Raw genomic sequence first — 24,661 nt, 5'->3', positions numbered from 1 at the left:
GGGCACCGGGCGAGCACTAGCGAGCGTTCATGTGCTCACGAACGTGCTCCGTCACCTGCTGGCGCTGCTCCGGGGTGAGGATGCGGTGGGCCTGGAGGGCGGCGTCCGCCACCTTGTGGGCGAAGGCGCGGAAGGCATCCACGCGCGCGTCCACCAGGGCGTGCACCGCCTTCGAGTCCGGGTTGGCCGACTCCCACTGCTCCACCATCTGCGTCCGGGCGCCCTTGTTCTCCTCGAAGAGGCGCTTGCCGTCCTCGAAGAGCGAGTCCTTCAGCCCGTGGATGGCCTGCTTCTGCTGCTCCGAGGCCTTCAGCTCCTCGAGCCGGTCATCCAGCCGCCAGGTGAGCATCTGCTTCACGCGCTCGGGGTCGCGCGGGCCGCCGAAGTGTCCGCCGAAGTGTCCGCCGCGGAAGCCCGTGAGGAGGACGAAGGCGAGGACGGCGGAACCGGCGATCATCAGCTTGTTCTTCGTGTTCATGGCGTGTAACTCCCAGGGGCCTCGGGGGCCCGCTTTCCGTTCGTGGGCGCCGTCAATCGGCGACGATGTACAGAATGCGAGAGGCCCGTTGCGGGCGCTTTTCGCTGGGGTAAAGAAGTGTGAAGGCCCGCTCGGCGGCCCTGCGAGGGGGCCTCCGAGGGACACCCCAGGTGCCAGGCCACCCGACCCATGCCCGACCTGATGGCTCCTTCACGGCCCGTGTGAGGCATGCCACAAGGTTCCGGGGCCGATTTTCCGGCTCCAGACGCGACGTCCGGCCGGAAACTGGCGAGCGTCCCCGCCCTGAACAAATGTGGTGCTGTAGCCCCTCTTCCTGACTACTTTCCAGCCATGTCCTTTACCCACCTGCACCTGCACTCCCTGTACTCGCTCCTCGATGGGGCGATCCGGATGAAGGACCTCATCAAGACGGTGAAGGAGAAGGGGATGACGAGCGTGGCCGTGACGGATCACGGCAACATGTTCGCCACCATCGACTTCTACAAGAAGGCCAAGGACGCCGGCATCAAGCCCATCATCGGGATGGAGACGTACGTGGCCGGGCCCAAGGGCCGCAAGGACCGTACGGAGAAGGTGGGCCACCACCTCATCCTCCTGGCCAAGAACAAGGACGGGTACGACAACCTCAAGTACCTCTCCTCCATGGCCTACCGCGAGGGCTTCTACTACCACCCGCGCATCGACAAGCAGCTGCTGAAGGACCACAGCAAGGGTCTCTTCGCGCTCACCGCGTGCCTGGGTGGCGAGGTCACCGGCGCGGCCTTCCGCGGGGACATGGACCACGCCCGCAAGGCGGCGCTCGAGTACAAGGAGATCTTCGAGCCCGAGCACTTCTTCCTCGAGGTGCAGTCCAACGGGATGCCCGAGCAGGAGAAGGCCAACGAGAACCTGAAGCAGCTCGGCAGGGATCTGGGCATCGGGCTGTGTGCCACCGCGGACGCGCACTACATCAAGCAGGCGGATGCGCGCGCCCACGAGCTCCTCATGTGCATCGCCAGCGGCAAGACGCTCGCGGATGGCAAGCGCATGAAGCACTCCACGGACAAGCTCTACGTCACCAGTCCGCAGGAGATGCTGGAGTACTTCAAGGACACTCCCGAGGCCGTCCACAACACCCAGCGCATTGTCGAGCAGATCAACCTGGAGCTGAAGCTGGGCAAGCCCATGCTGCCCACCTTCAAGGTGCCCGACAGCCACACGCCGGACAGCTACATGGCGGAGCTGGCGCGTGCCAACCTGGAGGAGCGCTTCAAGGAGATCGACATCGCGACCTTCCGCGCCGGCAAGCCGCCCGTGGATCGCGAGCCCTACAGGGCCCGGCTGGAGCTGGAGATCGGCGTCATCCAGAAGATGGGGTTCAGCGGCTACTTCCTCATCGTTCAGGACTTCATCAACTGGGCCAAGCAGCACGGGATTCCGGTGGGTCCGGGCCGTGGCTCGGGCGCCGGTTCCCTGGTGGCCTACTGCCTGCGCATCACCGACCTGGATCCGCTCCCGTACAACCTGCTCTTCGAGCGCTTCCTCAACCCCGAGCGCGTGTCGATGCCGGACTTCGATATCGACTTCTGTCAGGACCGGCGCGACGAGGTCATCAAGTACGTGGGCCGCAAGTACGGCGAGAACAACGTGGGGCAGATCATCACGTTCGGCTCGCTCAAGGCCAAGAGCGTGCTGCGCGACGTGTGCCGCGTGTTCGCGCTGCCCTTCAGCGAGGGTGACCGCATCGCCAAGCTGGTGCCCGAGGTGCTCGGCATCACGCTCAAGGACGCCATCGAGATGGAGCCGCGTCTCAAGGAGATGATGGAGAAGCCCACCGCCATCGGGCAGGTGGAGGGCAAGGACGTCACCACCAAGGACGTGCTGGAGATCGCCCTCGCGCTGGAGGGACTGCACCGCCAGCCCGGCATGCACGCGGCCGGCGTTGTCATAGCCGACAAGCCGCTGTGGGAGTTCGTCCCCACCTATCAGCCTCCGGGGGAAGACACCCTCATCACCCAGTTCGCCAAGGACGAGGTGGAGGCCGCGGGCCTGGTGAAGTTCGACTTCCTCGGCCTCAAGACGCTCACCGTCATCCAGAACGCGCTCAACCTCATCAACCGCAACCCGCCCAACGGCAAGCCCATCCTTCGCGATGACATCCCGCTGGAGGGTGACGCGGAGGTGTGGAAGCTGATGGCCGAGGGCGACACGGCCGGCGTCTTCCAGATGGAGTCCAGCGGCTTCACCGAAATGGTGATGAAGCTCAAGCCGTCCTGCTTCGAAGACGTGGTCGCCGCCGGCGCGCTCTACCGGCCGGGTCCGCTCGACTCGGGCATGGTGGACGTCTTCATCAACCGCAAGCACGGCCGCGAGCCGGTGACGTACCCGCACCCGGCGCTGGAGCCCGTCCTCAAGGACACCTACGGCGTTATCGTCTATCAGGAACAGGTGATGCAGATCTCCCAGGTGCTGGGAGGCTACACCCTGGGCCGCGCGGACCTGCTGCGCCGCGCGATGGGCAAGAAGAAGGCCGAGGTCATGCAGGCCGAGCGGGCCGGCTTCCTCGAGGGCTGCGCGAAGAACAACGTCGACCTGAAGGTGGCCGGCGAAATCTTCGACCTCATGGAGAAGTTCGCCGAGTACGGCTTCAACAAGAGCCACTCAGCGGCCTACGGCCTCGTCACCATCCACACGGCGTGGCTCAAGGCGCACTACCGCGTGGAGTTCATGGCGGCCCTTCTCACCAGTGAGAAGGACAACACCGACAAGGTGGTGCTGCACATCGGCGAGGCCCGGCAGTCGGGCGTGCAGGTGCTGCCGCCGGACGTGAACCAGTCGGACATGGCCTTCGGCGCGGTGGAGGGGAAGATCCGCTTCGGCCTGGGCGCCATCAAGGGCGTGGGCGAGGGCGCCATCGAGGCCATCATCGAGGCGCGCAAGGAGGGCCCCTTCAAGAGCCTGTTCGACTTCTGCGAGCGTGTGGACTCGCGCAAGGTGAACCGCAAGGTGCTGGAAGCGCTGGTGAAGGCCGGGTCCTTCGACTTCGAGAAGCGCCCGCGGCGGCAGATCTTCGAGAGCATCGAGCGCGCGATGAGCCGCGGCTCCAGCAGCCAGAAGGACAAGGCCGCGGGGCAGAGCTCGCTCTTCGGCATGCTGGGCGGGGGCTCCTCGGGCGGCGGCGGCGGGATGAAGGACGACTACGTCCAGGTGGAGGAGTGGGCGGAGAAGGAGCGCCTGTCGCTGGAGAAGGAGGCCATCGGCTTCTACGTGTCGGGCCACCCGCTGCACCAGTACGACAAGGAGCTCAAGCGCTACGCCCGGCCCATCACCGCGGTGGCGCGTGCGCGCAAGGACGAGAAGCTCACCATCGCCGGGATTGTCGCGGCGCTGCGCGAGCGGCCCACCAAGACGGGCAAGCGCATGGCGTGGGTGACGCTGGAGGACCTGTCCGGCTCCATCGAGCTGGTGTGCTTCCCCGGCAAGGACGGCACGCGCAACGTCATGGGCAAGGACGGCAAGTGGACGAAGCAGGGGCCCAAGCCCGGCTTCGAGCACTGGGAGCCGTTGCTCAAGAGCGATGACCCCATCCTCGTGACGGGCACGGTCCAAATCAATCAGCGCGACGAGGACACGCCGGTGGCGGAGCTCATCGTCGACGACATCCAGAGCCTCAAGGCCGTGCGCGAGAAGCGCACCAAGCGGCTGGAGTTCCGGCTGCCGGTGGACCTCGCCACGGACGAGCGGATGGAGAAGCTGGCGAAGCTCGTCAAGCAGTATGAGGGCGCCACCCCGGTGGCCGTGAGCCTGCTCTTCACCAACGAGGCCGAGGCGCTCATCGGCAACACCTCGCTCAAGGTGCAGGTGAGTGACGAGCTCATCCAGTCCGTGGAGCGGCTCTTCGGCATGAAGGTGGTCGAGTTCGGCTGAGCGCGGGCGTGGACGCTGCCCGCCCGTTCTGCTCAAGTGGGCCCTTCCTCGCGAGGGAGGGCCTGAATGACGGCGGCATACCAGTCTCTTCGCATCGAGCAGGCGGACGGCATCGCCGAGCTGGTGCTCATCGGTCCGGGCAAGGGCAATTCGCTCGGGCCCGACTTCTGGCGCGAGATGCCCGAGGCGCTCCGGGCCCTCGACGCGGATGATTCGGTTCGCGTCATCCTCCTGCGAGGCGACGGCGCGAACTTCACCTACGGCCTGGACCTGATGGCGATGACGGAGTCGCTCGGGCCGCTCATCCTCGGCGAGGGCAACCTCGCGCTCGAGCGCTCGAAGCTGCTCCAGCTCATCGAGAAGATGCAGGCCGCCTCCGAGGGGCTCGCCCGCTGCCGCAAGCCCGTGCTCGCCGCGGTGCATGGTTGGTGCATCGGCGGTGGCATCGATCTCATCGCCGCGTGCGACTTCCGCTACTGCTCGCGCGAGGCGAAGTTCTCCCTGCGCGAGGTGCGCGTGGGCATCACCGCGGACCTCGGCGCCCTGCAACGGCTGCCGCGCATCATCGGCGAGGGCAATGCCCGTGAGCTCGCCTATACCGGCGGGGACGTGGACGCGGACCGGGCCCTCCAGATGGGGCTGGTGAACCAGGTCTTCGCCACCCCCGAGGAGCTGCTGGCCGCGGCGCGCGCCACCGCGCGGAAGATCGCCGACAACCCGCCGCTCGTGGTCCAGGGCGCCAAGCAGGTGATGGAGTATTGCGCGGACAAGTCCGTGGCGGACGGACTGCGCTACGTGGCGGTGTGGAACTCCGCCTTCCTTCAGTCGCATGACCTCGCCGAGGCCTTCGCCGCGTTCGCCGAGCGCAGGACTCCGCGTTTCCAAGGGAGATGAATCACATGTCGGACGTGTTCAAGCCGGGGCTGCTCCAGGGCAAGGTGGCGTTCATCACCGGTGGCAGCAGCGGCATCAACCTCGGCATCGCCGAGGCGTTCGTGAAGGCCGGGGCCAAGGTCGTCATCAACGGCCGCAACGTGGAGAAGCTGGAGGCCGCCGTGAAGGGGCTCCAGCAGCACGGCACCGCCATGGGCCTGGCCGCGGACGTGCGCAACTACGAGTCCGTGGAGAAGGCCTTCCAGTCGGCGCGCGATGCGTACGGGGAGCTGGACATCCTCGTGTGCGGCGCCGCCGGCAACTTCCCCGCGCCCGCCATCGGGATGTCTTCCAATGGCTTCAAGTCGGTGCTGGAGATCGACGTGCTGGGCACCTTCAACGCCTGCCGCGCCGCCTTCGAGCACCTGCGCAAGCCGGGCGCCTGCGTGCTCAACATCTCCGCGCCCCAGGCCTACCTGCCCATGGCCATGCAGGCCCACGTCTGCGCCGCCAAGGCCGGCGTGGACATGATCACCCGCACCCTCGCCATCGAGTGGGGTGGGGCGGGCGTGCGCATCAACTCCATCACCCCGGGTCCCATCGAAGACACCGAGGGTATGCGCCGGCTCGCTCCCGGTGACGAGACTCGCGAGAAGCTCACCCGCGCCCTTCCATTGCAGCGTTTCGGGACAAAGCAAGACATCGCGCAACTCGCGCTTTTCCTGGCATCCGATGCGGCGTCATACATCACGGGCTCCATCATGGTCTGTGATGGAGGCCAGTCGCTGCTCGGTTCCGGTCTCATGCTCCAGGCCATGGGAATGTGAGAAGAGCCCGGCCTGGCGGAGGAGACAGCCTGCTGTTTCCCTTGTCGCTGAGTTTTTACAGGTAGAGGGTATCTGGTAGGATACAGAACCGTGCCTGCTGTGATCGGCGGGCGCTGTTCCCCCTTTATCTGGAGTTGTCCATGATGCATGGCCCCCCCACCTTCGCGCGGCTGGTCGCGTGGAGTGTGTTGTTGTTTGGTCTATCCGTGGGTTGCGGTGGGGGTTGTGGAGATCCCGTCACCAATCCACCGGCGCGGGAGATGCCGGACGCGGACAGCTCGACGGTCACGGTGAGCAGGTCCGTGGGGGTCCGGGCCAACGGTGAGGACGCCGTCGACATCCAGGTGACGGTGCGCAAGGAGGACGGCACGCCGTTGTCGGGCCGGACGGTGCAGGTGGTGGTCTCCGGTGAGGGCAACACGGTGACGCAGCCCGGCTCCACCGACGCGCAGGGCCAGGCGAGCGCGAAGCTGGTGTCCACGGCGGTGGGCGTGAAGATGGTGACGGTGTCGGTGGAGGCCGAGGGCGGCGCGGTGACGCTGTCGTCGCGGCCTACCGTCGAGTTCGTCCGCCTGCCCGCTTCCAGGCTGGCCTTCACCGCGGCGCCTTCCTCCGGGACGGCGGGCGCGGCGCTGGGCGCCTTCGAGGTCGCCATCCAGAATGCCGACGGCGAGACGCTGAGCGACGCCACGGGCCCGGTGACGGTGGCCCTGAGCGCTGGTCCGGCGACGGCCACCCTGAAGGGGACGTTGACGGTGGCGGCGGTGAATGGCGTGGCGCGCTTCACGGACCTGGTGATCGAGAAGGCCGCGCGGGACTACACGCTGGTGGCGAGCTCCGAGAGCCTCACGGGCGCGACGAGCGGCGCCTTCGACGTGGCGTCCGCCTCGCCCGCTTCGCTGAGGGTGAGCCACTCGGGCATGCCCGTGACGGCGGGGGTCGCGCAGAGCGTCGATGTCTCCGTCCAGGATGCCTTTGGCAACGACGCGGCCAGCTACACCGGCACGGTGCGCTTCACCTCGGAAGAGGGCACGGACACGCTGCCGCCGGAGTACACGTTCACCTCGACGGACGCGGGCCGTCACACCTTCACGGGCATCATCGCGAGGCGCGCGGGCGCCCGGCGGCTGACGGTGACGGATACGGCGACGGCGGCCTTCACCTCCTCGGTGGAGCTGTCCGTGGTGCCGGCGGCCCTGTCGACGCTCGCCTTCACCGAGACGCTGCCCAACCGCTCGGTGCGCGCGATCTTCAGCGTGCAGGTGGCGCTGACGGACGCGTTCGGCAACCGGGTGCAGACCAGTGCTCCCACGGTGACGCTCACCGCCAACAAGGAGGGGCGGGTGACGGACCTCGGCAGCGCCATGCCGGTGGATGGCCTGGCTTCCTTCCCGGGCCTCTCCATCGCCGAGGAGGACACGGGTTACGTGCTGACGGCCTCGGCCCCGGGCCTGGGCTCCGTGCCCAGCAACGCCTTCGACATCATCGACAATGTGCCGCCCGCGAAGCCGGAGCTGGCCCAGACGGCCAACACGCCCACGTCCATCACCGTCTCCTGGGCGGCGGTGGGCGATGACGGGATGCTCGGCACGCCGGCCAGCTACGAGCTGCGCTACGCCTCGTCCAACATCGTCACGGAGGCGGATTTCAATGGGGCCACCCCCGTGGCGGTGGCGCCGCCCTCGTCGTCCGACACCACGCGCTCCGCGCTCATCTCCGGCCTCACCTCCAACACGACCTACTACGTGGCCCTGAAGGTGACGGACAACAGTGGCAACGCGGTGCGCTCGGACACGCTCATGGCCTCCACGAAGAACCTGACCGCCACCCAGCTCGCCTTCATCGAGCAGCCGGGGAGCGGGAAGGCCGGCGTGGCGCTGGCCCCCATCAAGGTGGAGGTTCGTGACGCCGCCGGGGTGCGCGTGGACAACGCCGCCGTGGCGGTGACGCTGACGGTGGTGGGCACCACGGGCTTCGGTCCCTTCACCGCGACGTCGGACAATGGCGTGGCGACCTTCTCGGATGTCCGGATCGACAAGGCGGGTAGGGGCTACAGGCTGACGGCCTCCTCGCCCGATCTCACTCCCGACAACAGCACTCCCTTCGACATCTCCAACGCCGGGGCCGTGCAGCTGGAGCTGGCGGGGCTGGGCTCGACGACGATCGCTGGCGCCGACAACACGGTGACGGTGACGGTGCGCGACGCCTTCGGCAACGCCGCCGAGGACTACACCGGTACGGTGTCCTTCTCCTCCAGCGACGCCGCCGCCGACAAGCCGGCGCCCTATGCCTTCGTCGCCGCCGACAAGGGCCAGCACGCCTTCGAGCACGTGAAGCTGCGTACTCCGGGCGAGCAGAGCCTCACGGTGTCCGCCCCGGGCCTGGACGCCACGTTGCACACGGTGGTGGGCCATGGGGAGCCCACCACGCTGCTGTTGACGGGGCTGCCGGCCGCGGTGGACGCGGGGGTGACGTCCGATCTCACGGTCGAGGTGCGGGACGGCTTCGGCAACCGCGTCACCGGTTACACCGGCACGGTGGTGTTGAGCTCCACCGACAGCAGGGCCACCCTGGCGTCGGAGTACACCTTCACCACCACGGACAGTGGCATCAAGACGTTCCCGGTGAAGCTGCTGTCCGCGGGCGCGCAGTCCGTCACGGTGCAGGACAAGGCCGTCGCGGCGCTCCAGGCCAAGGCCGACACCTCGGTGAGGTGGCTCTCGGCGGCGCGCTTCGTGCTGGAGGCTCCGGCCTCCGTGGAGGCGGGCAGCCCGCTGTCCCTGAAGGTCACCGTCCTGGATTCCTATGACAACGCGGTGAAGGACTACACCCGCGAGGTGACCTTCTCCGTGGATGCGGAGGGCTCCTCTGGCCCCGCGTCCTACACGTTCGCCCTCGCGGACGAGGGCAGCCGCCGCTTCGACTTCACGCTGGAGAAGGCCGTCTCCACGACGATCACCGTGACGGACACGGCGGGCCTGACCGCCTCGCACACCGTGTCGGTCTCCCACGCCCCGGCTTCCTCGCTCGTGATGGTGGCGCCCTCCACGCCGCTGGAGGCGGGTGTCGCCTTCACCGTCGACGTGACCCTGAAGGACGCCTACGGCAACGTTGCCACCGGCTACACGGGCACCCTCGGCTTCACCTCGAGCGACCCGAAGCTGGTGCCTCCCGCCAGCGGCGAGCTCACCAGCGCGGATGCTGGCCACAAGGTCTTCTCCGTGACGCTGAAGACCGCGGGCGAGCAGTCGCTGTCCGTGAAGGACCTCGCCCGGGCCTTCCTGGCGGATACGGCTTCCTCTCTCATGGTCAATGCCGGCCCCGCCCGGAAGCTCGTGTTCCGCGACCAGCCCGCGAATGGCAAGGTGCGCACGGCGCTGGCGGCGGTGACCGTGGCCGTCACGGACGCGTTCGACAACGTGCTCGACGTGGACGCGCCGGACATCACGCTGGGCCTGAGCGGCGGCAACCCCGCGGCCGTGCTCGGCGGCGGCTCGCTGACCATGAAGCCCGTGAATGGCATCGCGACCTTCTCCGGCCTCACCGTGGACCAGCAGGGCACGGGCTTCCGGCTCGAGGCCGTGGGTGGGGTGCTGGACGGTGCTACCAGCAACACGTTCACCATCGTGGATGACACCGCTCCGGCGGCCGTGACGCTCAGCATGACGGGCAAGACGAGCATCCAGGTGGAGCTGAAGTGGACGGCCGTGGGTGATGACGGCCTGGAGGGCACCGCCTCCAGCCATGAACTGCTCTACGCGACCGTCCCCGTCGAGACCGCGCCCGCTGGCGCCATCTCGTCGGTGTCCCTGGACGAGCCGCTGGCCCCGGGGTCCGAGGAGTCGGTGCTCGTCGCCGGGCTGACCCCCAGCACGACCTACTACTTCCAGCTGAAGGTCATCGACGACGCGGGCAACACGGCCGTCTCCAGCCTGAGCACGGCGACGAACGCGAACCCGTGCGAGGGCCACGCCTGCGCGCCGCCGAGCTCCACCTGCGCTCCGGATGGTGTGTCGCGAATCGAGACCTCGGAGACGTGCGTCGACGTGGACAACACCGCCACCTGCAAGGAGTCGCAGACGACCACGGCCTGCCCGGGCACCAACGCCGTCTGCTTCAAGGAGGCGTGCGACACGGCGGCCGCTCCCGGTGCCAACCAGCTGAGCATCTCCGAGGTGATGCACTCGCCCTCGTCGGCCAGCATCACCGAGTACATCGAGCTGACGAACAACACCGGCAACCTGCTCAACATCAATGGGCTCTCGGTGCTCTACCGGAACAGCGCGAGCATCACGTCTTCCATCACCGTGAGCTCCGGTGGCACGCCGCTGATCATCGACCGCAAGGGCACTTTCGTGCTGGCGCAGAACAAGGACCGCGCCACCAACGGTGGGGTCTCCGCCGACTACCAGTATGGCACCGACCTGAACCTGGAGGGCTCGGGCCGGCTCGTGCTCAACCAGGGCGCGGCCACGGTGGAGGACTTCCAGTACACGCCGTCCTTCCCGCAGACGCTGGGCAGGTCCATGAACCTCTCGGCGGTGGTGGTGGGGACCAAGTCCTCGGCGTATCCCTGGTACTGGTGCGACTCGGAGGCGCCGCTCGTGGAGGGGGGTGACCTGGGCACGCCCAACGCCCGCAACTCCACCTGCGGCATGCCGGACGTCCCGGCGCTGGATTGGTGCAACATCCAGTACCCGAAGACGTTCCCGGAGGGCACCGACTACCCGGCCACCGTGGACACGGGCACCTCGTGGCCCATCTACAGCCAGTTCTACGGCGCGAGCGTCACCGACCGGAACACGACGGGGAACGATTACTACCCGCACGTGGCCGCCGAGCTGGGCTACGGCACGGATTCCGCCGACCCGGCGGGCTGGACGTGGACGGCGGCGCTGCCCAACGGGGGCTACTCCAGCTCGTCCAGCAACAACGACGAGGTGCTGGGCACGCTGAACATCCCCACGGCGGGCACGTACCACTACGGCTTCCGCTACCGGCTCTGGAACACGGCCACGGGCAGCTACGGCTCCTACGTGTATTGCGACCAGGGTGGCCCGGTCTCGCCCCCGGCCGGCACCTACGGGAGCGTGACGGTCATCAAGCCGGCGTCTCCGGTCCTGACCGATCACGTGGTCATCAGCGAGTTCGCCGTGGCGGGGACCGTCCACAATGACGAGTTCTACGAGCTCTACAACCCGACCGACGCCGAAGTGGACCTGTCCGACTGGAAGCTCCAATACAAGTCGGCCGCCGGCAGCACGTACAACTCGACGGCCTACATCTTCCCGGCGGGCACGAAGATCGCCGCCCGCAGCTACCTGCTGGTGACGGCTAGCACCTACGTCGGTACCGTGAGCGGCGATGTGAGCTCCGGTAGCACGCTGGCCCTGGGTGGATCCGTGGGCCACCTCCGTCTCGGCAGGCCGGGCATCAGCACGGCCAAGTCGGATCCGCTGGCGGTGGACACGGTGGGTTATGGCTCCACCGCGGACTCCCCCGAGGGTGCTCCCATCACGGGAACGGTGCCCGCGGGTGGCAGCTACGAGCGCAAGGCGTACACCACCTCCACCGCCGCGACCATGGCGGTGGGTGGTGCCGACGCCGACCGTGGCAACGGCACCGACTCGGACAACAATGCGAATGACTTCGTGATTCGCACGGTGCGTCAGCCGCAGAACTCCGCGAGCCCCGCTGAGCTCCCGTAGCGCTCGGCTCGTTCATCGGATGTGAAAAGAGGCCGCTCCGGGGTTTCCGGGGCGGCCTCTCGTTTTCAGCCTCGAGCCGAAGCCCTCCGGCCGCTCAGGGGATGGGCGTCTGCTTCACCCGCCAGATCTCCTCGGCGTACTGCTTGATGGTGCGGTCCGAGGAGAAGATGCCGGCCTGGGCCACGTTGTGGATGGCCATGCGCGTCCACTTCTCCTGGTCCTTGTAGACCCGCGCCACGTCCTGCTGCCGGGCCGCGTACGCGGCGAAGTCCGCCAGCAGCAGGTAGCGGTCCTCGTTGAGCAGGCCGTCCACCAGCGGCTTGTAGAGGTGCTTGTCCTCCGGCGAGAAGAAGCCCGAGGCGATGAGATCCAACGCCTCGCGCAGCTCCACGTTGCGCTCGTACTCCTCGCGCGGCTTGTAGCCGGCGCGCTTGCGGGCGAGCACCTCGTCCACCGTGAGGCCGAAGAGGAAGAAGTTCTCGTCCCCCACCGCCTGGCGGATCTCCACGTTGGCGCCGTCCAGCGTGCCCAGCGTGAGCGCGCCGTTCATCATGAACTTCATGTTGCCCGTGCCGGAGGCCTCCATTCCCGCGGTGGAGATCTGCTCGGACACGTCCGTGGCCGGGATGATGCGCTCGGCGAGGCTCACCCGGTAGTTGGGCACGAACAGCACCTGCAGGCCCGTGGTGCCCGCGTCGCTGTTGACCACCTCGGCGATGCCGTTGATGAGGCGGATGATGAGCTTGGCCTCGTGGTAGCCCGGCGCCGCCTTGGCTCCGAACAGGAACACCCGCGGGGCGACGATGGTGCTCGGATCCCTCCGCGCCTTCATCCACAGCGACACGATGTGCAGCGCGTTGAGCAGCTGGCGCTTGTACTCGTGCAGGCGCTTGATCTGCACGTCGAAGATGGCGTTGGGGTTCAGGTCCACCTGGCAGGTGTCGCGCAGGTAGCGGGCCAGGTCCTGCTTGTTCTGCTTCTTCACCTCGGCGAAGGCCTTGCGGAACTCCGCGTCCTCGGCCAGCGGCGCCAGCTTCTGGAGCTGATCCAGGTCCGTGGCCCACTCCCCGCCGATGCGGCTCGTAATCAGCTTCGCCAGGCGCGGGTTGCTCCACGAGAGCCAGCGGCGGGGCGTCACGCCGTTGGTCTTGTTGTTGAAGCGCTCGGGGAACATCTCCGCGAAGTCCGGGAGCACGTCGCGCTTGAGCAGGTTGCTGTGCAGCTCGGCCACGCCGTTGACGCTGTGGCTGCCCACCACCGCCAGGTGCGCCATGCGGATCTTCTTGTCCGGGCCCTCCTCCACCAGGCTCATCCGCCGCATCCGGTCGTTGTCGAACGGGTAGCGGATCTGCACCTGCCGCAGGAAGCGGTGGTTGATCTCGTAGATGATTTCGAGGTGGCGGGGCAGCAGCCGCTCGAAGAGCGTGGCGGGCCACTTCTCCATGGCCTCGGCCAGGAGCGTGTGGTTGGTGTAGCCGAAGGTGGCCTGGGTGATGGCGAAGGCCTCGTCCCACGGCAGACGCTTCTCGTCCACGAAGACGCGCATCAGCTCGGCCACGGCGATGGCCGGGTGGGTGTCATTGAGCTGGATGGCCGCCTTGTTGGGGAAGTCCCGGAAGTCCGTGTGGCTCTTCAGGTAGCGCCGGACGATGTCCGCGATGGAGCAGGCGACGAAGAAGTACTGCTGCTTGAGGCGCAGCTCCTTGCCGGCCTGGAAGGCGTCGTTGGGGTAGAGGACCTTGGAGATGACCTCCGAGTCGTTCTTCTCCACCACCGAGCGCTCGTAGTCACCGGCGTTGAAGAGGAGCAGATCGAACTCCTCGCTGGCGCGCGCCTGCCACAGCCGCAGGGTGTTGACGGTGTTGTTGCCGTAGCCGGCGATGGGCGTGTCGAAGGGCACGCCGATGACCGTCTTGCCGCCCACCCAGCGAGCCACGGGCCGGCCGTCCGCGCCCTGGTGGTGCTCCACGCGCCCGAAGAAGCGCACCGGCACCGCCTTCTCCGGCCGGACGATCTCCCAGGGGTTGCCGAACTTCAGCCACTCGTCGGCGCGCTCCACCTGGTAGCCGTCGACGATGTCCTGGGTGAAGATGCCGAACTCGTAGCGGATGCCGTAGCCCATGCCGGGGTAGCCCAGCGTGGCCAGCGAGTCGAGGAAGCAGGCGGCCAGACGGCCCAGGCCACCGTTGCCGAGGCCCGCGTCCGGCTCCATCTCGACGAGGGTGGACAGATCCACGCCCATCTCGCGCATGGCCTGCTCGGCGGCCTCGTACATGCCGATGTTGATGAGGTTGTTGCCCAGCGCGCGCCCCAGCAGGTACTCGGCGCTGAGGTAATAGGCGCGCTTCACGTCCTGCTCGTAGTAGGTGCGGGCGGTGCGGACCCAGCGGTCCGCGAGCCGATCGCGCACGGCGAGGGCCAGGGCCATGAAGCGGTCGTGGGCGGTGGCCGTCTCCGGGTTCTTGCCGCGCGAGAATCGGACGTGCTCGAGCACGCCTCGGCGCACGTTGCGCGGGTCCAGCCCGGTGCGGCTGGGCTCACGCCCCGAGTCCTGCGAGTCGGACGCGGAGGTGGGCGGCGGATCGACGGGTGCGAGGGTGGACATATGCGTGGAGCTCTTCGTTCGGTGAATCAGGTGTCGTCATGCGCCCGCCGTCAGGCGGTGCGCGGGGCTTGCCAGGGTATCTGTCACCGCTCCATCCCGCACCGAAAGAAAAAATGCGTGCTCCCAGAGCGGGCGGGCACTTCCGGAACGAACGTGAGTCGGAATTCCCCGTCCCGCCTCGCGGGGTTTTCAGGGAACGGTGCGGGTCTCTCGCCAGCCCTGGCGGCCCGGAGACGGGGGCCCCTCATGCAGGGCGGGCGGCAGTGGGCTCGCCGAGAGGGGCGGGTGCCCCATCGCGGCTGGCGCGAGTGGAGAGACCTCGCCGATCAGGCGAGGACTCTGGTAGAGAAGGGCGCGCATCCAGGTCCTGCCCCCGGCCTGGAACCCGGAAGGTTCTTTCATGCCTAGTGACAAGAACGACCTCGCTCAGCGGATCGCGATCTGCAGGCCCGAGGACACCGTACGTGGCTTCATCTTCAAGTCGGTGTACGGGCTGGTGGACGAGCGGGCGGGGAGTGCGGGCACGGAGCGGCTGTTGCAGCAGCTCCGGGTGACGAAGATGCCGGTGGATTTCTTCTCCTATCCGGTGGCGGACTTCCTGCGGCTCATCTACGCGGCTGCGGACATCCTGGAGCCGCACTACCCGTCGGTGGAGGATGCCATCCGGGCGTGCGGGGCCTCCACGGCGACGGGCTTCTTCAAGTCCTACGTGGGCAACACGCTGGTGAAGCTCATTGGCATGAACGATCCCAAGCGGCTCTTCACCTCGGTGGACACCGTGTATTCCACGCTGGTGAGCTACGGAAAGCGCACCTTCGAGGACCTGGGGCCCAACCGCTTCCGGCTGGACTACAAGGGCGACATGCAGCCCATCTACTTCCACGAGGGCACGCTCACCGAGGCCGTGCGCGTGATGAGGGGCAACGGCAAGGTGACGGGGACGGCCCTGGCGCTCAACCACTCGCAGTACCTCTTCGAGTACGACTGAGGGCCGGCGCGTCCCCGCGGGCTCAGCGCTGCTTCTGCCCGGCCCAGAAGATGTTGGTGTTGGACTCCGCGTCGGTGATGTTCTCCACCGTCTTGATGTTGCGCGCGGGCGGGCCCTCGCAGACCACCTGGAACTGGGCCTGGGTGCGGTGGATGACGTGCCAGTCGCAGACGTACTCCATGAAGGAGCGCCAGGGGTTCTCCTGGTGCAGGTTCGTCAGCAGCAGCAGGCCACCGGGGGCGAGCAGCGAGCCCATGGTGTCCAGGAAGCGGGCGATGACGTTGTCCTTGAGGTAGTCGAGGATGCCCGCGGCGACGATGATGTCCATGGGCCCGTCCTTGTGGCGCAGCGTGGCCGGGGCGTCGCGGTGGCGCAGCAGCTGGTAGGTGGACAGCTGGGTGAAGGTCACCGTCGGGCGGGGGCACGCCGTTGCGCGGCAGGCGCGCGAGCTTCTCGAACTGGCGGCGGTTGAAGTCCAGCGGGGCCGGATCGAAGTCGCACAGGGTGAAGGAGCCCGTGCCGCCCAGGGCGGTGTACTCGCGCAGCGTGTGCTCGGGGCCGCAGGCGAAGGACAGCACGCGCAGGGGCCGCCCCAGCGTCTGGGTATGGCGGTGCAGGTGGCCGAGCAGCCAGGGGACGCGTGCCCGGTGTGCCTTCCCCGGCCCACAGTTGATGGAGTAGTGCGTCAGGATCCGGGCCAGGGTGGACACGCCCCGGTCCTCGCTGTCGAAGATCATCTCCACCGTGACGTAGTCACCCGGGTAGCCCAGGGGCTTGTCCACGGCGCGCCGCACGAAGGGGCTCTGCAGGAAGTAGGGCTGCACGGCCGAGCGGTGGTGCTCCAGCGCCCGCTCGCGCTCCTCGTCCGTGAGGTGGATGTCCAGCTCGGTGAGCCTGGCGAAGTGGCTGTCCAGCCAGGCGCTGACTTCCGGGATGCGCTTCTTCAGCAGCGCGGCCTGCTCCTCCTGCATGGCCTGGCGCTGCTGTGGGTCCCTCGGAAAGCGCGCCAGGCGCTCGGGTAGACCTTGCTGCAATTCTTCACTGATCCGGACGAGCCCACGATGGAGCTCCTCGGCCGTCTGGATGAACTCGGCGATGGCGGACATTCTGTCTTGGGGGGGTTTGAGGGGGAGATGACGCGAGGCAACACCCCATCCTATCAGACAGGTCGGCCCAGAAATACAGGGCCTGCACGTTTCCCCGGTTTTTCGGTGAGACGGGGAAGTAAGGTGCAACCCTACATTTCAGGTCAGGCTGGAAAAATCTACGGCTGGCTGCTCGCCGAGGCGACGGACACGGCGTCGAGCTGCTGGGCCAGCGGAGCCACCTTGGCGCGGAAGTCCGGGAGCAGGTTCTTGGGCAGCGGCTCCGTGCGCGGGAAATTCTGGTTGAGCGGGTTGACGAAGCCGCCGTTGCGCTTGAGGGCGTAGTGCAGGTGGGGGCCGGTGCTGCGGCCGGTGTTGCCCGAGTAGGCGATGACCTGCTTCTGGCTGACGCGGGCGCCCGCGCGCACACCGGCGCCGTACTTGGACAGGTGCAGGTAGCAGGTCTCGAAGCCGTTGGTGTGGCGCAGGCACACGGTGTTGCCGCCCGCGCCGGTGTTGTGCGCCACGGTGACGGTGCCGTCGGCCACGGCCCACACCGGCGTGCCAATAGACGCCGCGTAGTCCACGCCGTTGTGCGCCTTCACGTACTTGAGCACCGGGTGCACCCGGCTGCCGAACCGGCTGGTGACGTGCGCGTACTTCAGCGGGCTCTTGAGGAAGGCCTTGCGCGCGCTCGCCCCGTCCTCCTGGAAGAAGCTGGCCTTGCCGTCCGGCAGCTCGTAGCGGAACACCCGCTTGGTGCCCACCGACTCGCCCTCGTACGTGGCCGCCAGCACCTCGCCGTAACGGAGAATCCGCCCCTTGGAGACGAACTTCTCCACCAGCGCCCGCGCCCGGTCCCCCCGGCGCACGTCCCGGTAGAAGTCGATGTCCCAGGCGAACACGTCCGCCAGCACCATGCCGATGATCGGATCCTCGCCCGCCTCCAGCGCCGCCTCGTAGAGCGAGTTGTTGATCTCCAGGGAAACGAGCCCCACCTGCTTCTCCACCTCGATGGAGCGCTTGCTGCCGACGTACTTGTCTCCGTCCCGGCGCACCTGCCACTCGTCCACCGTGCTCTGCCGGTAGTCGAAGAAGTCCAGCTCGCCCTCGCGGATGACCAGGCGGAACTGATCTCCCACCCGCGACTTGCGGAAGTCGAACACGCCCTCGAGCGCGGAGATCACCGCCCCCACCTGCTCCGGCGGCAGTCCCGCCTCCTGCAGCGCCACCGCCATCGGCTGGTTGGGCTCGATGCGGCGGTTCTTCACGGTGTAACGGACGGTCGACGCTTCGGCGAAGGGCGCGGCCAGCAGCAGGCCCAGGCACACGACGGCAGTGGCGAGTCTCATGGGGCCCGCGCAGTGTAGTGGAGCTACAGGCCTGTGCCTAACTTCTGGCCGCTGTTACTGCGGGCTCGGTTACCTGGCTGCCCCGGATGATTCAGGGGAACGGTGGTTTTCCGGCACGGGGGGAACCCGGGAGCCAGGCACCCTCACCCCGTCCCTCTCCCGGGGGGAGAGGGGTGGTGGGCGAGGGTTTCAACGACGGGGCTACAGGTCGATCTTCTTCTCGGTGTGGTTCTGCCCGTCGAACCGCAACAGCACGCCCTTGTTGTCGTAGCGCGTGATGATGCACGTGGGCCGCCGCCACAACGACTGGAGGTTGCGCAACGTCTCTCGCGCGTAGTCCCCCTTCAAGTCCTGCCCGTCGTGCTTGTGCGCCAGCAGCAGCTCGCCCCGGTTCTCGTAGTTGCCGTCCACCACCTCGATGATCGGCTGCCCGAAGTTCGTCAGCCCCTGCAACAGCTTGTTCTTCACCTTCCGGAACTCACGGTCCAAAATCTCCCACGAGTTCCTCTTCTCGTTGAAGCCGTACACGAACAGCTTCTGCTCGATCGCGAACTCCGGCGTCAGGAACGTGTCGATGAAGGTGATGTCGTTGTAGTGCTTGCGCACCTCGAAGATCTTCTCCCGGCCCACTCCCAGCTTCTTGTCCCAGGAGCGGCGCGCCCGGAGGTCATCGCACTCGTCCCACTCCTTGCCGAAGCGGCCCTTGTTCCAGCGCTCCTCGATGTCCCGCCACAGCTCGATGCCCAGCTTGTACGGGTTGAGCGCTCCGGGCCTCGTCCCCATCGTGCCCGAGTGCCGGTCCGCGTAGTCGATGACCTCGTCATCCTTCAGCGCGCGCCGGGTCATGATCGTCGAGTGCCAGTAGCTGGCCCACCCCTCGTTCATGATCTTCGTCTGGCCCTGCGGCGCGAAGTAGTAGGCCTCGTCGCGGATGATGGACAGCACGTCCGACTCCCACGGCTCCAGCGGCGCGTGCTCCAGCAGGAACATCAGCACGTCGCGCTGTGGACGCTCGGGGAACTTCTTGGCCTTGAGCTTTTCGTCCTCGACCTTCTTGCGCTGGCTGTCGAGGAACTCGGCGGGGTTGATGAAGCCGCGCATGTACTCGCGGTCCACCTTGAAGCCCTCCACCCGCTCGTTGGACTTCATCTCGTCCTCGGCCCGCTTGGGGTCCGGGTTGCGGCGGATGTGCGGCGCGTGCTGGTCGATCAGGTTCTCCAGCGACAGCGTCCGATCGATGAAGTCCTCCACCTTCTCCACGCCAATCTTGTCCACCCACCGGCGCACGCGCGTGGCGTGGTTCGCCATGTCGTCGATCATCCGGCGGTTGGTGTGGCGGAAGCTGAAGTTGTTCTTGAAGAAGTCGCAGTGGCCGTACACGTGCGCCATCACGAGCTTCTGATCCACGTCCGAGTTGCTCTCCAGCAGGTACGCGTAGCAGGGGTCGTTGTTGATGACGAGCTCGTAGATTTTCGAGAGCCCGTACTCGTACCCCTTCGACAGCTGCTCGTACTCCATGCCCCAGCGCCAGTGAGGGTAGCGCGTGGGGAAGCCTCCGTAGGAGGCCACCATGTTGAGCTCGTCGTAGGTGAGCACCTCGAAGATGGTCTCGAAGAAGTCGAGGCCGAACTGGCGGGCGTAGCCCTCGATTTCCTCTTTCAGCTTACTGAGTCCGGGGGTGAGGCTCTTGGGCATCGCGAGCTCCAGGGACCGCCGTCAGCGGCCCTTGCCGAGGAAATCCTTGATGGAAGTGTAGATGGCGTCCTTGTCCGCGATCTCGCTCAAGGCCACGTTGGTGGAGTCTCCGATGGCCTCGCGCAAGTCCTTGATGAACTGGCCGCTGCCATAGGGACTCTCCACCTGGCCGTAGGCGAACTGGTTGACGCTGGGGAGGATGTCCTCGCGAAGCATCTCGATGCACTGGCGCGTGTCGTCCGCGCTCCAGTTGTCGCCGTCCGAGAAGTGGAACGGGTAGATGTTCCACGCGCTCTTCGGGTAGTCCGCCTTGATGATGTCCCGGCACAGCTTGTAGGCGCTGGAGATCATCGTGCCGCCGGACTCGCGGGTGTGGAAGAAGGTGTCCCGGTCCACCTCGCGCGCCACGGCGTCGTGGATGATGTAGCGCGCCTCCAGGCCCTTGTACTGGTGGCGCAGCCACGTATCGAGCCAGAAGCTCTCGATGCGGACGATCTCCTTCTGCTCGTCACCCATCGAGCCGGACACGTCCATCATGTAGATGATGACCGCGTTCGTCTCCGGCAGCTCCTGCAGCTTGTAGCTGCGGTAGCGCCGGTCCTCGCGCGTGGGGATGATGATGGGCCGCGCCGGGTCATACGTGCCCATGGCGATCTGCCGCCTCAGGGCCTGCTTGTAGGTGCGTTTGAAGTGGCGCAGCGACTCGGGGCCCGTGGTGTTGACCCCGGTGTACTTGATCTTCTGGGTGACGATCTTCTCGTTGTGCCGGCGCTCGATGTTGGGGAGCTGCAGCTCCTCCCCCAGAATCTGCGCCAGCTCGTCGAGCGTGACGTCGACCTCCAGGGAGTGGTCCCCCTCTCCCTGGCCGGCCTGGTGCCCATCCCCGGGCTGGACGGAGCCCGGGGACAGCTGCTGACCCACCTCACCCTCTCCCTGTCCGACGCCACCCTGCTCCTTGTGGCCGTACTTGAAGTGGGGGATGTCGATGAAGGGGATGGGGATGGCGATGGTGTCCTTCCCCTTCTTGCCGATCATCTCCCCCTTCTGCACGTACTTGCGCAGGTTGGATTTGATCTTCCCGCGGACGATTTGTTTGAAGCGTGAGTGGTCCTGGTGGATCCGCAGTGACACGACAACCCCCTTGGGTGGCTACTCCTTGGCGTCACCGCGAGCGAAGATGCTCGCCACGAAGTTCAGCACGTCGGTGGAGCAGATCTCGCAGTACCCGTAGTTCTTCATCAGCCGGTCCTTGACCAGGTCGATCTTCTCCTGGGTCTCCTTGTCCACCACGCTGGAGACGAGATTCTTGAGCTTGATGCTGTCCTTCTGATCCTCGAACAGCTTGAGCTCCAGCGACTTGTGGAGCCGCTCGTTGGTCCGGTAGTTGAAGGTCTTGCCCTCCACGGCGAGCGCGCCGATGTAGTTCATGATCTCCCGGCGGAAGTCATCCTTGCGGCTGTCCGGGATGTCGATCTTCTCTTCGATCGACCGCATCAGGCGCTCATCCGGCTCCTCGTAGAGGCCGGTGTACTTGTTGCGGACCTTCTCCTTCTGGGTGTAGGCCTTGATGTTGTCGATGTAGTTGCCGCACAGCTTGCTGATGGCGTCCTCATCGGCGCTGATGGCGCGCTGGACCTCGTTCTTGACGATGTCCTCGTACTCCTGCTTCACGGAGGTGAGCATCTCCTTGAAGCGCTTGCGCGCGTCCTCGCTGTTGATGAGCGAGTGGCCCTTGAGACCGGCCTCCAGCTCGTTGAGCACCATGAAGGGGTTGATGCAGCCCTCTCCCTTGTCGCTCACCAGGGCGTTGGAGATCTTGTCCTGGATGTAGCGGGCGCTGATGCCCTCGAGGCCCTCGCGCATGGCCTCCTTGCGCAGCTCCTTGATGTTGTCCTCGGTGAAGTTGGGGAGCGTCTTGCCGTTGTAGAGCTTGAGCTTCTGCAACAGCGAGAGGTTGTGCTTCTTGGGCTCCTCCAGGCGCGTGAGGACGGCCCACATCGCCGCCATCTCCAGCGTGTGCGGCGCGATGTGCTTGCCCTTGATGGCGCGGGAGTTGAAGTCCTTCTCGTAGATCTTCACCTCCTCGGCCAGCTTGGTGATGTACGGGATGTCGATCTTCACCGTACGGTCACGCAAGGCTTCCATGAACTCGTTGTTCTCGAGCTTCTTGTACTCGGGCTCGTTGGTGTGCCCGATGATGACCTCGTCGATGTCCGTCTGGGGGAACTTCTTGGGCTTGATCTTGTGCTCCTGCGAAGCCCCGAGGAGATCGTAGAGGAAGGCCACGTCGAGCTTGAGCACCTCGACGAACTCGATGAGGCCGCGGTTGGCGATGTTGAACTCGCCGTCGAAGTTGAAGGCGCGCGGGTCGGAGTCGGAGCCGTACTCGGCGATCTTCCGGTAGTTGATGTCACCGGTGAGCTCGGTGGAGTCCTGGTTCTTCTCGTCCTTGGGCTGGAAGGTGCCGATGCCGACGCGGTCCTTCTCGCTGAAGACGAGGCGGTTGACGCGAACGTGCTCCATGACCTTGGCGAAGTCGCCCTTGTACTGCGTCATCAGGTCCTTGAAGACGAAGCGGCAGGCGGGGCACAGCTCGCTGCCATCCGGGATGGTGTAGCCGGACTCCGGAGGGCACAGCTCGGTGAGGACCTTGGAGCGCCACTCCCGGGGGATGAGGTTGAGCGGCTCCTCGTTCATCGGGCACTTCATCTTCTCGCGGACGGTGGTGCCGTCCAGGCCCTTCTTGTCGGTGAGCCAGGAGAAGGTGTAGGCGGCGCCCTCGGGCGTCTTGGAGTACTCCTCCAGGCCCTTCTTGAGGAGGCGGGCGATGGTGGACTTGGACGAGCCGACGGGGCCGTGCAGGAGGATGACGCGCTTCTCGGTGCCGTAGCCCTGGGCGGCGGACTTGAAGACGTTGACCAGCTTCATCAGCGGGACGTCCAGACCGAAGATGGCGTCGCGGCCGCCGAACTTCTCGTCACTGAAGAAGTGGTAGCGGATGAGCTTCTTCTTGTTGTCGATGTACTCCGTCTTCCCGTGGGAGAGGATCATGTCGTAGATCCTCTGGAAGGCGGTGCGGGTGACCTTGGGGTTCTTGCGGACGATCTCGAGGTAGTCCTCGAAGGAGCCCTCCCAGTGGAGCTCCGCGTAGGTCTTCGCGTCTTGCAACGCGGCGATCTTCGCGATCCACGAACCCTTGCTCTCTACGTCCTTCATGACGCTCCCTTGGGCCACCCGAGAGCGCGGAATTCCGCGCCTTTGGAGGGCCAAAAAGTGAACCTGGGGGGGTAATGGGCCATTCCAATTCCCACCCACGACGGGTCCCAGACGACACGAACGTCCGACCTGCCCTTTCGGGACCCCGCCGCGGGGTGGGACCGCGTGGCCAGCTCGTGTCGGAAGGGCTCGCCGCCGATGCAGCGGGCCCCGCCTCCACGGGGTGAAAAGGCACACTCCATTATAAGGGGGGATGGTTTTTCGGGGAGGTGGGGAGGCGATTTCTCCGCCCACGGCGAACGACAGTACGAGAGGAAGGGTGGAAATTGGACGTTCAACTGTGGGGCAGCGTCCCCGCCTGCTCTACATGTCGGCGCGCGGCGGACAGCGCGCCCGCCGCCAAGGGCCAGAGGATGAGGCAGAAGAGGGACAGGGTGGCCCAGGTGGGCAGCAGCTCGCGAGGGCCGGCGCCGCGCAGGGCGGACTCGCGCAGGCCGTGCAGGGCATGGGTGGCGGGGAGCAGGCGGCCCATCGTGCGCAGCAGGGGGGGCAGCACGTCTGTCGGGTAGAGGACCCCGGCGAAGAGGTAGCTGAGCGCGTCCAGGGCGTAGGTGAAGGGATCTCCCCGCTTGAAGACGAGCACGAAGGCGGCCGACAACAGGCCGAGCGCGCAGAAGGTGAGGGCGCTCAGCAACAAGGTGAGGACGAAGGAGACGGGGTGGAGGTGGAGCCGGGCGCCGAAGAGGAGCGCGCCCAGGGCGAGCAGTCCCACCGCGCGCAGCAGGGCGTTGGCCACGGGCCAGGCGCCCATGAGTGTCACCACGTGCACGGTGGACAGGGGAGCGCCCAGCAGGGGCTCCAGGGAGCCGTCGTTCTGCGCCGAGCGGACCGCGCCGCCAAAGCCCGTCTGCAGCGCGCGCAGCAGGGCGGCGGTGGCCAGCCCCACCAGCGCGAAGGAGAAATAGTCCGTGCCGTAGCGGCCGCGCACCACCGGGGACTCGCCCACCGTGCGGGCGAGGAAATAGAAGAGGGTGAGGGTGAAGAGGCCCCCGGAGACGAGCAGCAGCGCGTTGAGCCGGTAGGCCGTCAGAATCTGGAGGTCGCGCCGCAGGAAGGCGAGCAACAGGCGCATCACTCCTCCTCCCGGGGCACGGCGGCGAAGACGGCCTCGGCGGTGGGCCGCACCTCGGAGAAGGGGCCCTCGGCGGCGATGCGGCCTCCGTCCAGCAGCAGCACCCGGTGCGCCACGGCCTCCACCTCGGCCAGGTCGTGGCTGGCGAAGAGCACGGCCGCTCCCCGTGCGGCCACGTCCGTCAACAGCCGCGTGCGCAGCCGGCGCGCGGCCCCCGGGTCCAACGAGCGCGTCACCTCGTCCAGCAGCAGCACCCGCGGCCGGTGGAGCAGGGCGCGCGTCAGCACCACCCGCGCCTTCTCGCCCGTGGAGAGCGTGCGCACCTCCCGCTCCAGCAGGCGCCGGGCCTCGAGCAGTCCGGCCAGCTCCTCGATGCGCGCCTCCACCTCGCGCGGGGGCACGCCGTAGAGCGCGGCGTAGAAGCGCAGGTTCTGGCGCGCGGTGAGGCGCGGCGACAGGCCCCGGTCATCCGCGAGCGCGGCGCCCACCTCGCGGCGGCACCCGGGGCGCTCGCGCACCACGTCGCGCCCGGCCACCCGCGCCGTGCCCGCCCCAGGCAGCAGCAGGCCCGAGAGGATGCGTAACAGCGTGCTCTTCCCCGCGCCGTTGGGGCCGATGAGGGCCACCACCTCGCCTGCCCGCACCTCGAAGGAGACCCCTCGCAGGGCCGTCCGGGGAGCCTCCCGCCAGCGCGCCCGGGGCCACCAGGGCCGTGGGTATGTCTTCTCCAGCGCGAGGGCTTCTATCTCCGGGGACATCCCCCCATCTCAACCCG

At 67.0% G+C, this 24,661-nt stretch carries 15 protein-coding genes; 6 read left to right on the top strand and 9 right to left on the bottom strand.

The annotated features are described in order from the left end of the window. Positions 1–16 precede the first annotated feature (16 nt). Positions 17–478 carry a Spy/CpxP family protein refolding chaperone gene (locus tag Q664_RS08835; protein WP_043392143.1) on the bottom strand — a complete coding sequence of 154 codons (462 nt, stop codon included), beginning with the start codon at positions 476–478 and terminating at the stop codon, positions 17–19. Between the two features lie 351 nt (positions 479–829). Here Q664_RS08835 and dnaE point away from each other — a divergent pair, with 351 nt between their 5' ends. The 4 genes from dnaE to Q664_RS08815 all read left to right on the top strand — a co-directional run bounded on the left by dnaE (position 830) and on the right by Q664_RS08815 (position 11,813). Next, positions 830–4,405, top strand: a complete 3,576-nt coding sequence (gene dnaE, locus Q664_RS08830) for a DNA polymerase III subunit alpha (RefSeq protein ID WP_043392141.1) — start codon at positions 830–832, stop codon at positions 4,403–4,405. Between the two features lie 66 nt (positions 4,406–4,471). Next, positions 4,472–5,299, top strand: coding sequence for a crotonase/enoyl-CoA hydratase family protein (locus tag Q664_RS08825; RefSeq protein ID WP_043392139.1), 828 nt, complete (start codon positions 4,472–4,474; stop codon positions 5,297–5,299). A 5-nt stretch (positions 5,300–5,304) separates the two neighbouring features. Next, positions 5,305–6,105 (top strand): SDR family oxidoreductase, encoded by an 801-nt coding sequence (locus tag Q664_RS08820; protein ID WP_043392137.1) that lies wholly within the window; start codon positions 5,305–5,307, stop codon positions 6,103–6,105. A 140-nt stretch (positions 6,106–6,245) separates the two neighbouring features. Beyond that, entirely contained in the window at positions 6,246–11,813 is a 5,568-nt protein-coding gene (locus Q664_RS08815) for a lamin tail domain-containing protein (RefSeq protein ID WP_043392135.1), read from the top strand. 94 nt (positions 11,814–11,907) lie between these two features. Here Q664_RS08815 and Q664_RS08810 read toward each other — a convergent pair whose 3' ends face one another. Then, a complete protein-coding gene (locus Q664_RS08810) occupies positions 11,908–14,418 on the bottom strand; it encodes a glycogen/starch/alpha-glucan phosphorylase (protein ID WP_043392132.1) in 2,511 nt (836 codons plus the stop codon). A 400-nt stretch (positions 14,419–14,818) separates the two neighbouring features. Between Q664_RS08810 and Q664_RS08805 the strand changes: the two genes are divergently transcribed. Continuing rightward, entirely contained in the window at positions 14,819–15,406 is a 588-nt protein-coding gene (locus Q664_RS08805; RefSeq protein WP_043392130.1) for a TIGR02265 family protein, read from the top strand. A 22-nt stretch (positions 15,407–15,428) separates the two neighbouring features. Here the strand turns inward: Q664_RS08805 and Q664_RS08800 are convergent, their stop codons facing one another. Then, positions 15,429–15,815, bottom strand: a complete 387-nt coding sequence (locus Q664_RS08800) for a hypothetical protein (protein ID WP_043392128.1) — start codon at positions 15,813–15,815, stop codon at positions 15,429–15,431. Between Q664_RS08800 and Q664_RS08795 the strand changes: the two genes are divergently transcribed. Further along, complete coding sequence (locus Q664_RS08795; protein WP_043392125.1) at positions 15,805–16,428, top strand: hypothetical protein; 624 nt, start codon at positions 15,805–15,807, stop codon at positions 16,426–16,428. The genes Q664_RS08800 and Q664_RS08795 overlap by 11 nt on opposite strands. A gap of 242 nt (positions 16,429–16,670) precedes the next feature. On the opposite strand, the gene Q664_RS08790 is transcribed toward Q664_RS08795, so the two are convergent. The 6 genes from Q664_RS08790 to Q664_RS08765 form a co-directional block, all read right to left on the bottom strand. Further along, entirely contained in the window at positions 16,671–17,843 is a 1,173-nt protein-coding gene (locus tag Q664_RS08790; protein WP_043392123.1) for a peptidoglycan DD-metalloendopeptidase family protein, read from the bottom strand. Between the two features lie 201 nt (positions 17,844–18,044). Beyond that, positions 18,045–19,538, bottom strand: a complete 1,494-nt coding sequence (locus Q664_RS08785; protein ID WP_043392120.1) for a SpoVR family protein — start codon at positions 19,536–19,538, stop codon at positions 18,045–18,047. Positions 19,539–19,559: 21 nt separating this feature from the next. Next, entirely contained in the window at positions 19,560–20,669 is a 1,110-nt protein-coding gene (locus Q664_RS08780) for a DUF444 family protein (protein WP_043392118.1), read from the bottom strand. Between the two features lie 18 nt (positions 20,670–20,687). After that, positions 20,688–22,754 (bottom strand): PrkA family serine protein kinase, encoded by a 2,067-nt coding sequence (locus Q664_RS08775; protein ID WP_043392116.1) that lies wholly within the window; start codon positions 22,752–22,754, stop codon positions 20,688–20,690. Between the two features lie 334 nt (positions 22,755–23,088). Then, a complete protein-coding gene (locus Q664_RS08770) occupies positions 23,089–23,886 on the bottom strand; it encodes an ABC transporter permease (protein WP_043392114.1) in 798 nt (265 codons plus the stop codon). Continuing rightward, positions 23,886–24,644, bottom strand: coding sequence for an ABC transporter ATP-binding protein (locus tag Q664_RS08765; protein ID WP_052517864.1), 759 nt, complete (start codon positions 24,642–24,644; stop codon positions 23,886–23,888). Before Q664_RS08765 ends, Q664_RS08770 begins: the two co-directional genes overlap by 1 nt. Between the last annotated feature and the right edge of the window lie 17 nt (positions 24,645–24,661).

The organism is Archangium violaceum Cb vi76, from assembly GCF_000733295.1.
Lineage (GTDB): Bacteria > Myxococcota > Myxococcia > Myxococcales > Myxococcaceae > Archangium > Archangium violaceum.
Note: the sequence above shows the minus strand (reverse complement) of the source record. Positions and strands in the feature narration are given on the sequence as shown.

What these genes read in the sequence shown, in the direction of transcription:
- Q664_RS08820 (WP_043392137.1), top strand. Translation starts at nt 5,305, where the DNA reads ATGTCGGACGTGTTCAAGCCGGGGCTGCTCCAGGGCAAGGTGGCGTTC.
- Q664_RS08825 (WP_043392139.1), top strand. Translation starts at nt 4,472, where the DNA reads ATGACGGCGGCATACCAGTCTCTTCGCATCGAGCAGGCGGACGGCATC.
- Q664_RS08815 (WP_043392135.1), top strand. Translation starts at nt 6,246, where the DNA reads ATGATGCATGGCCCCCCCACCTTCGCGCGGCTGGTCGCGTGGAGTGTG.
- Q664_RS08790 (WP_043392123.1), bottom strand. Translation starts at nt 17,843, where the DNA reads ATGAGACTCGCCACTGCCGTCGTGTGCCTGGGCCTGCTGCTGGCCGCG.
- Q664_RS08770 (WP_043392114.1), bottom strand. Translation starts at nt 23,886, where the DNA reads ATGCGCCTGTTGCTCGCCTTCCTGCGGCGCGACCTCCAGATTCTGACG.
- dnaE (WP_043392141.1), top strand. Translation starts at nt 830, where the DNA reads ATGTCCTTTACCCACCTGCACCTGCACTCCCTGTACTCGCTCCTCGAT.
- Q664_RS08765 (WP_052517864.1), bottom strand. Translation starts at nt 24,644, where the DNA reads ATGTCCCCGGAGATAGAAGCCCTCGCGCTGGAGAAGACATACCCACGG.
- Q664_RS08805 (WP_043392130.1), top strand. Translation starts at nt 14,819, where the DNA reads ATGCCTAGTGACAAGAACGACCTCGCTCAGCGGATCGCGATCTGCAGG.
- Q664_RS08785 (WP_043392120.1), bottom strand. Translation starts at nt 19,538, where the DNA reads ATGCCCAAGAGCCTCACCCCCGGACTCAGTAAGCTGAAAGAGGAAATC.
- Q664_RS08835 (WP_043392143.1), bottom strand. Translation starts at nt 478, where the DNA reads ATGAACACGAAGAACAAGCTGATGATCGCCGGTTCCGCCGTCCTCGCC.
- Q664_RS08775 (WP_043392116.1), bottom strand. Translation starts at nt 22,754, where the DNA reads ATGAAGGACGTAGAGAGCAAGGGTTCGTGGATCGCGAAGATCGCCGCG.
- Q664_RS08810 (WP_043392132.1), bottom strand. Translation starts at nt 14,418, where the DNA reads ATGTCCACCCTCGCACCCGTCGATCCGCCGCCCACCTCCGCGTCCGAC.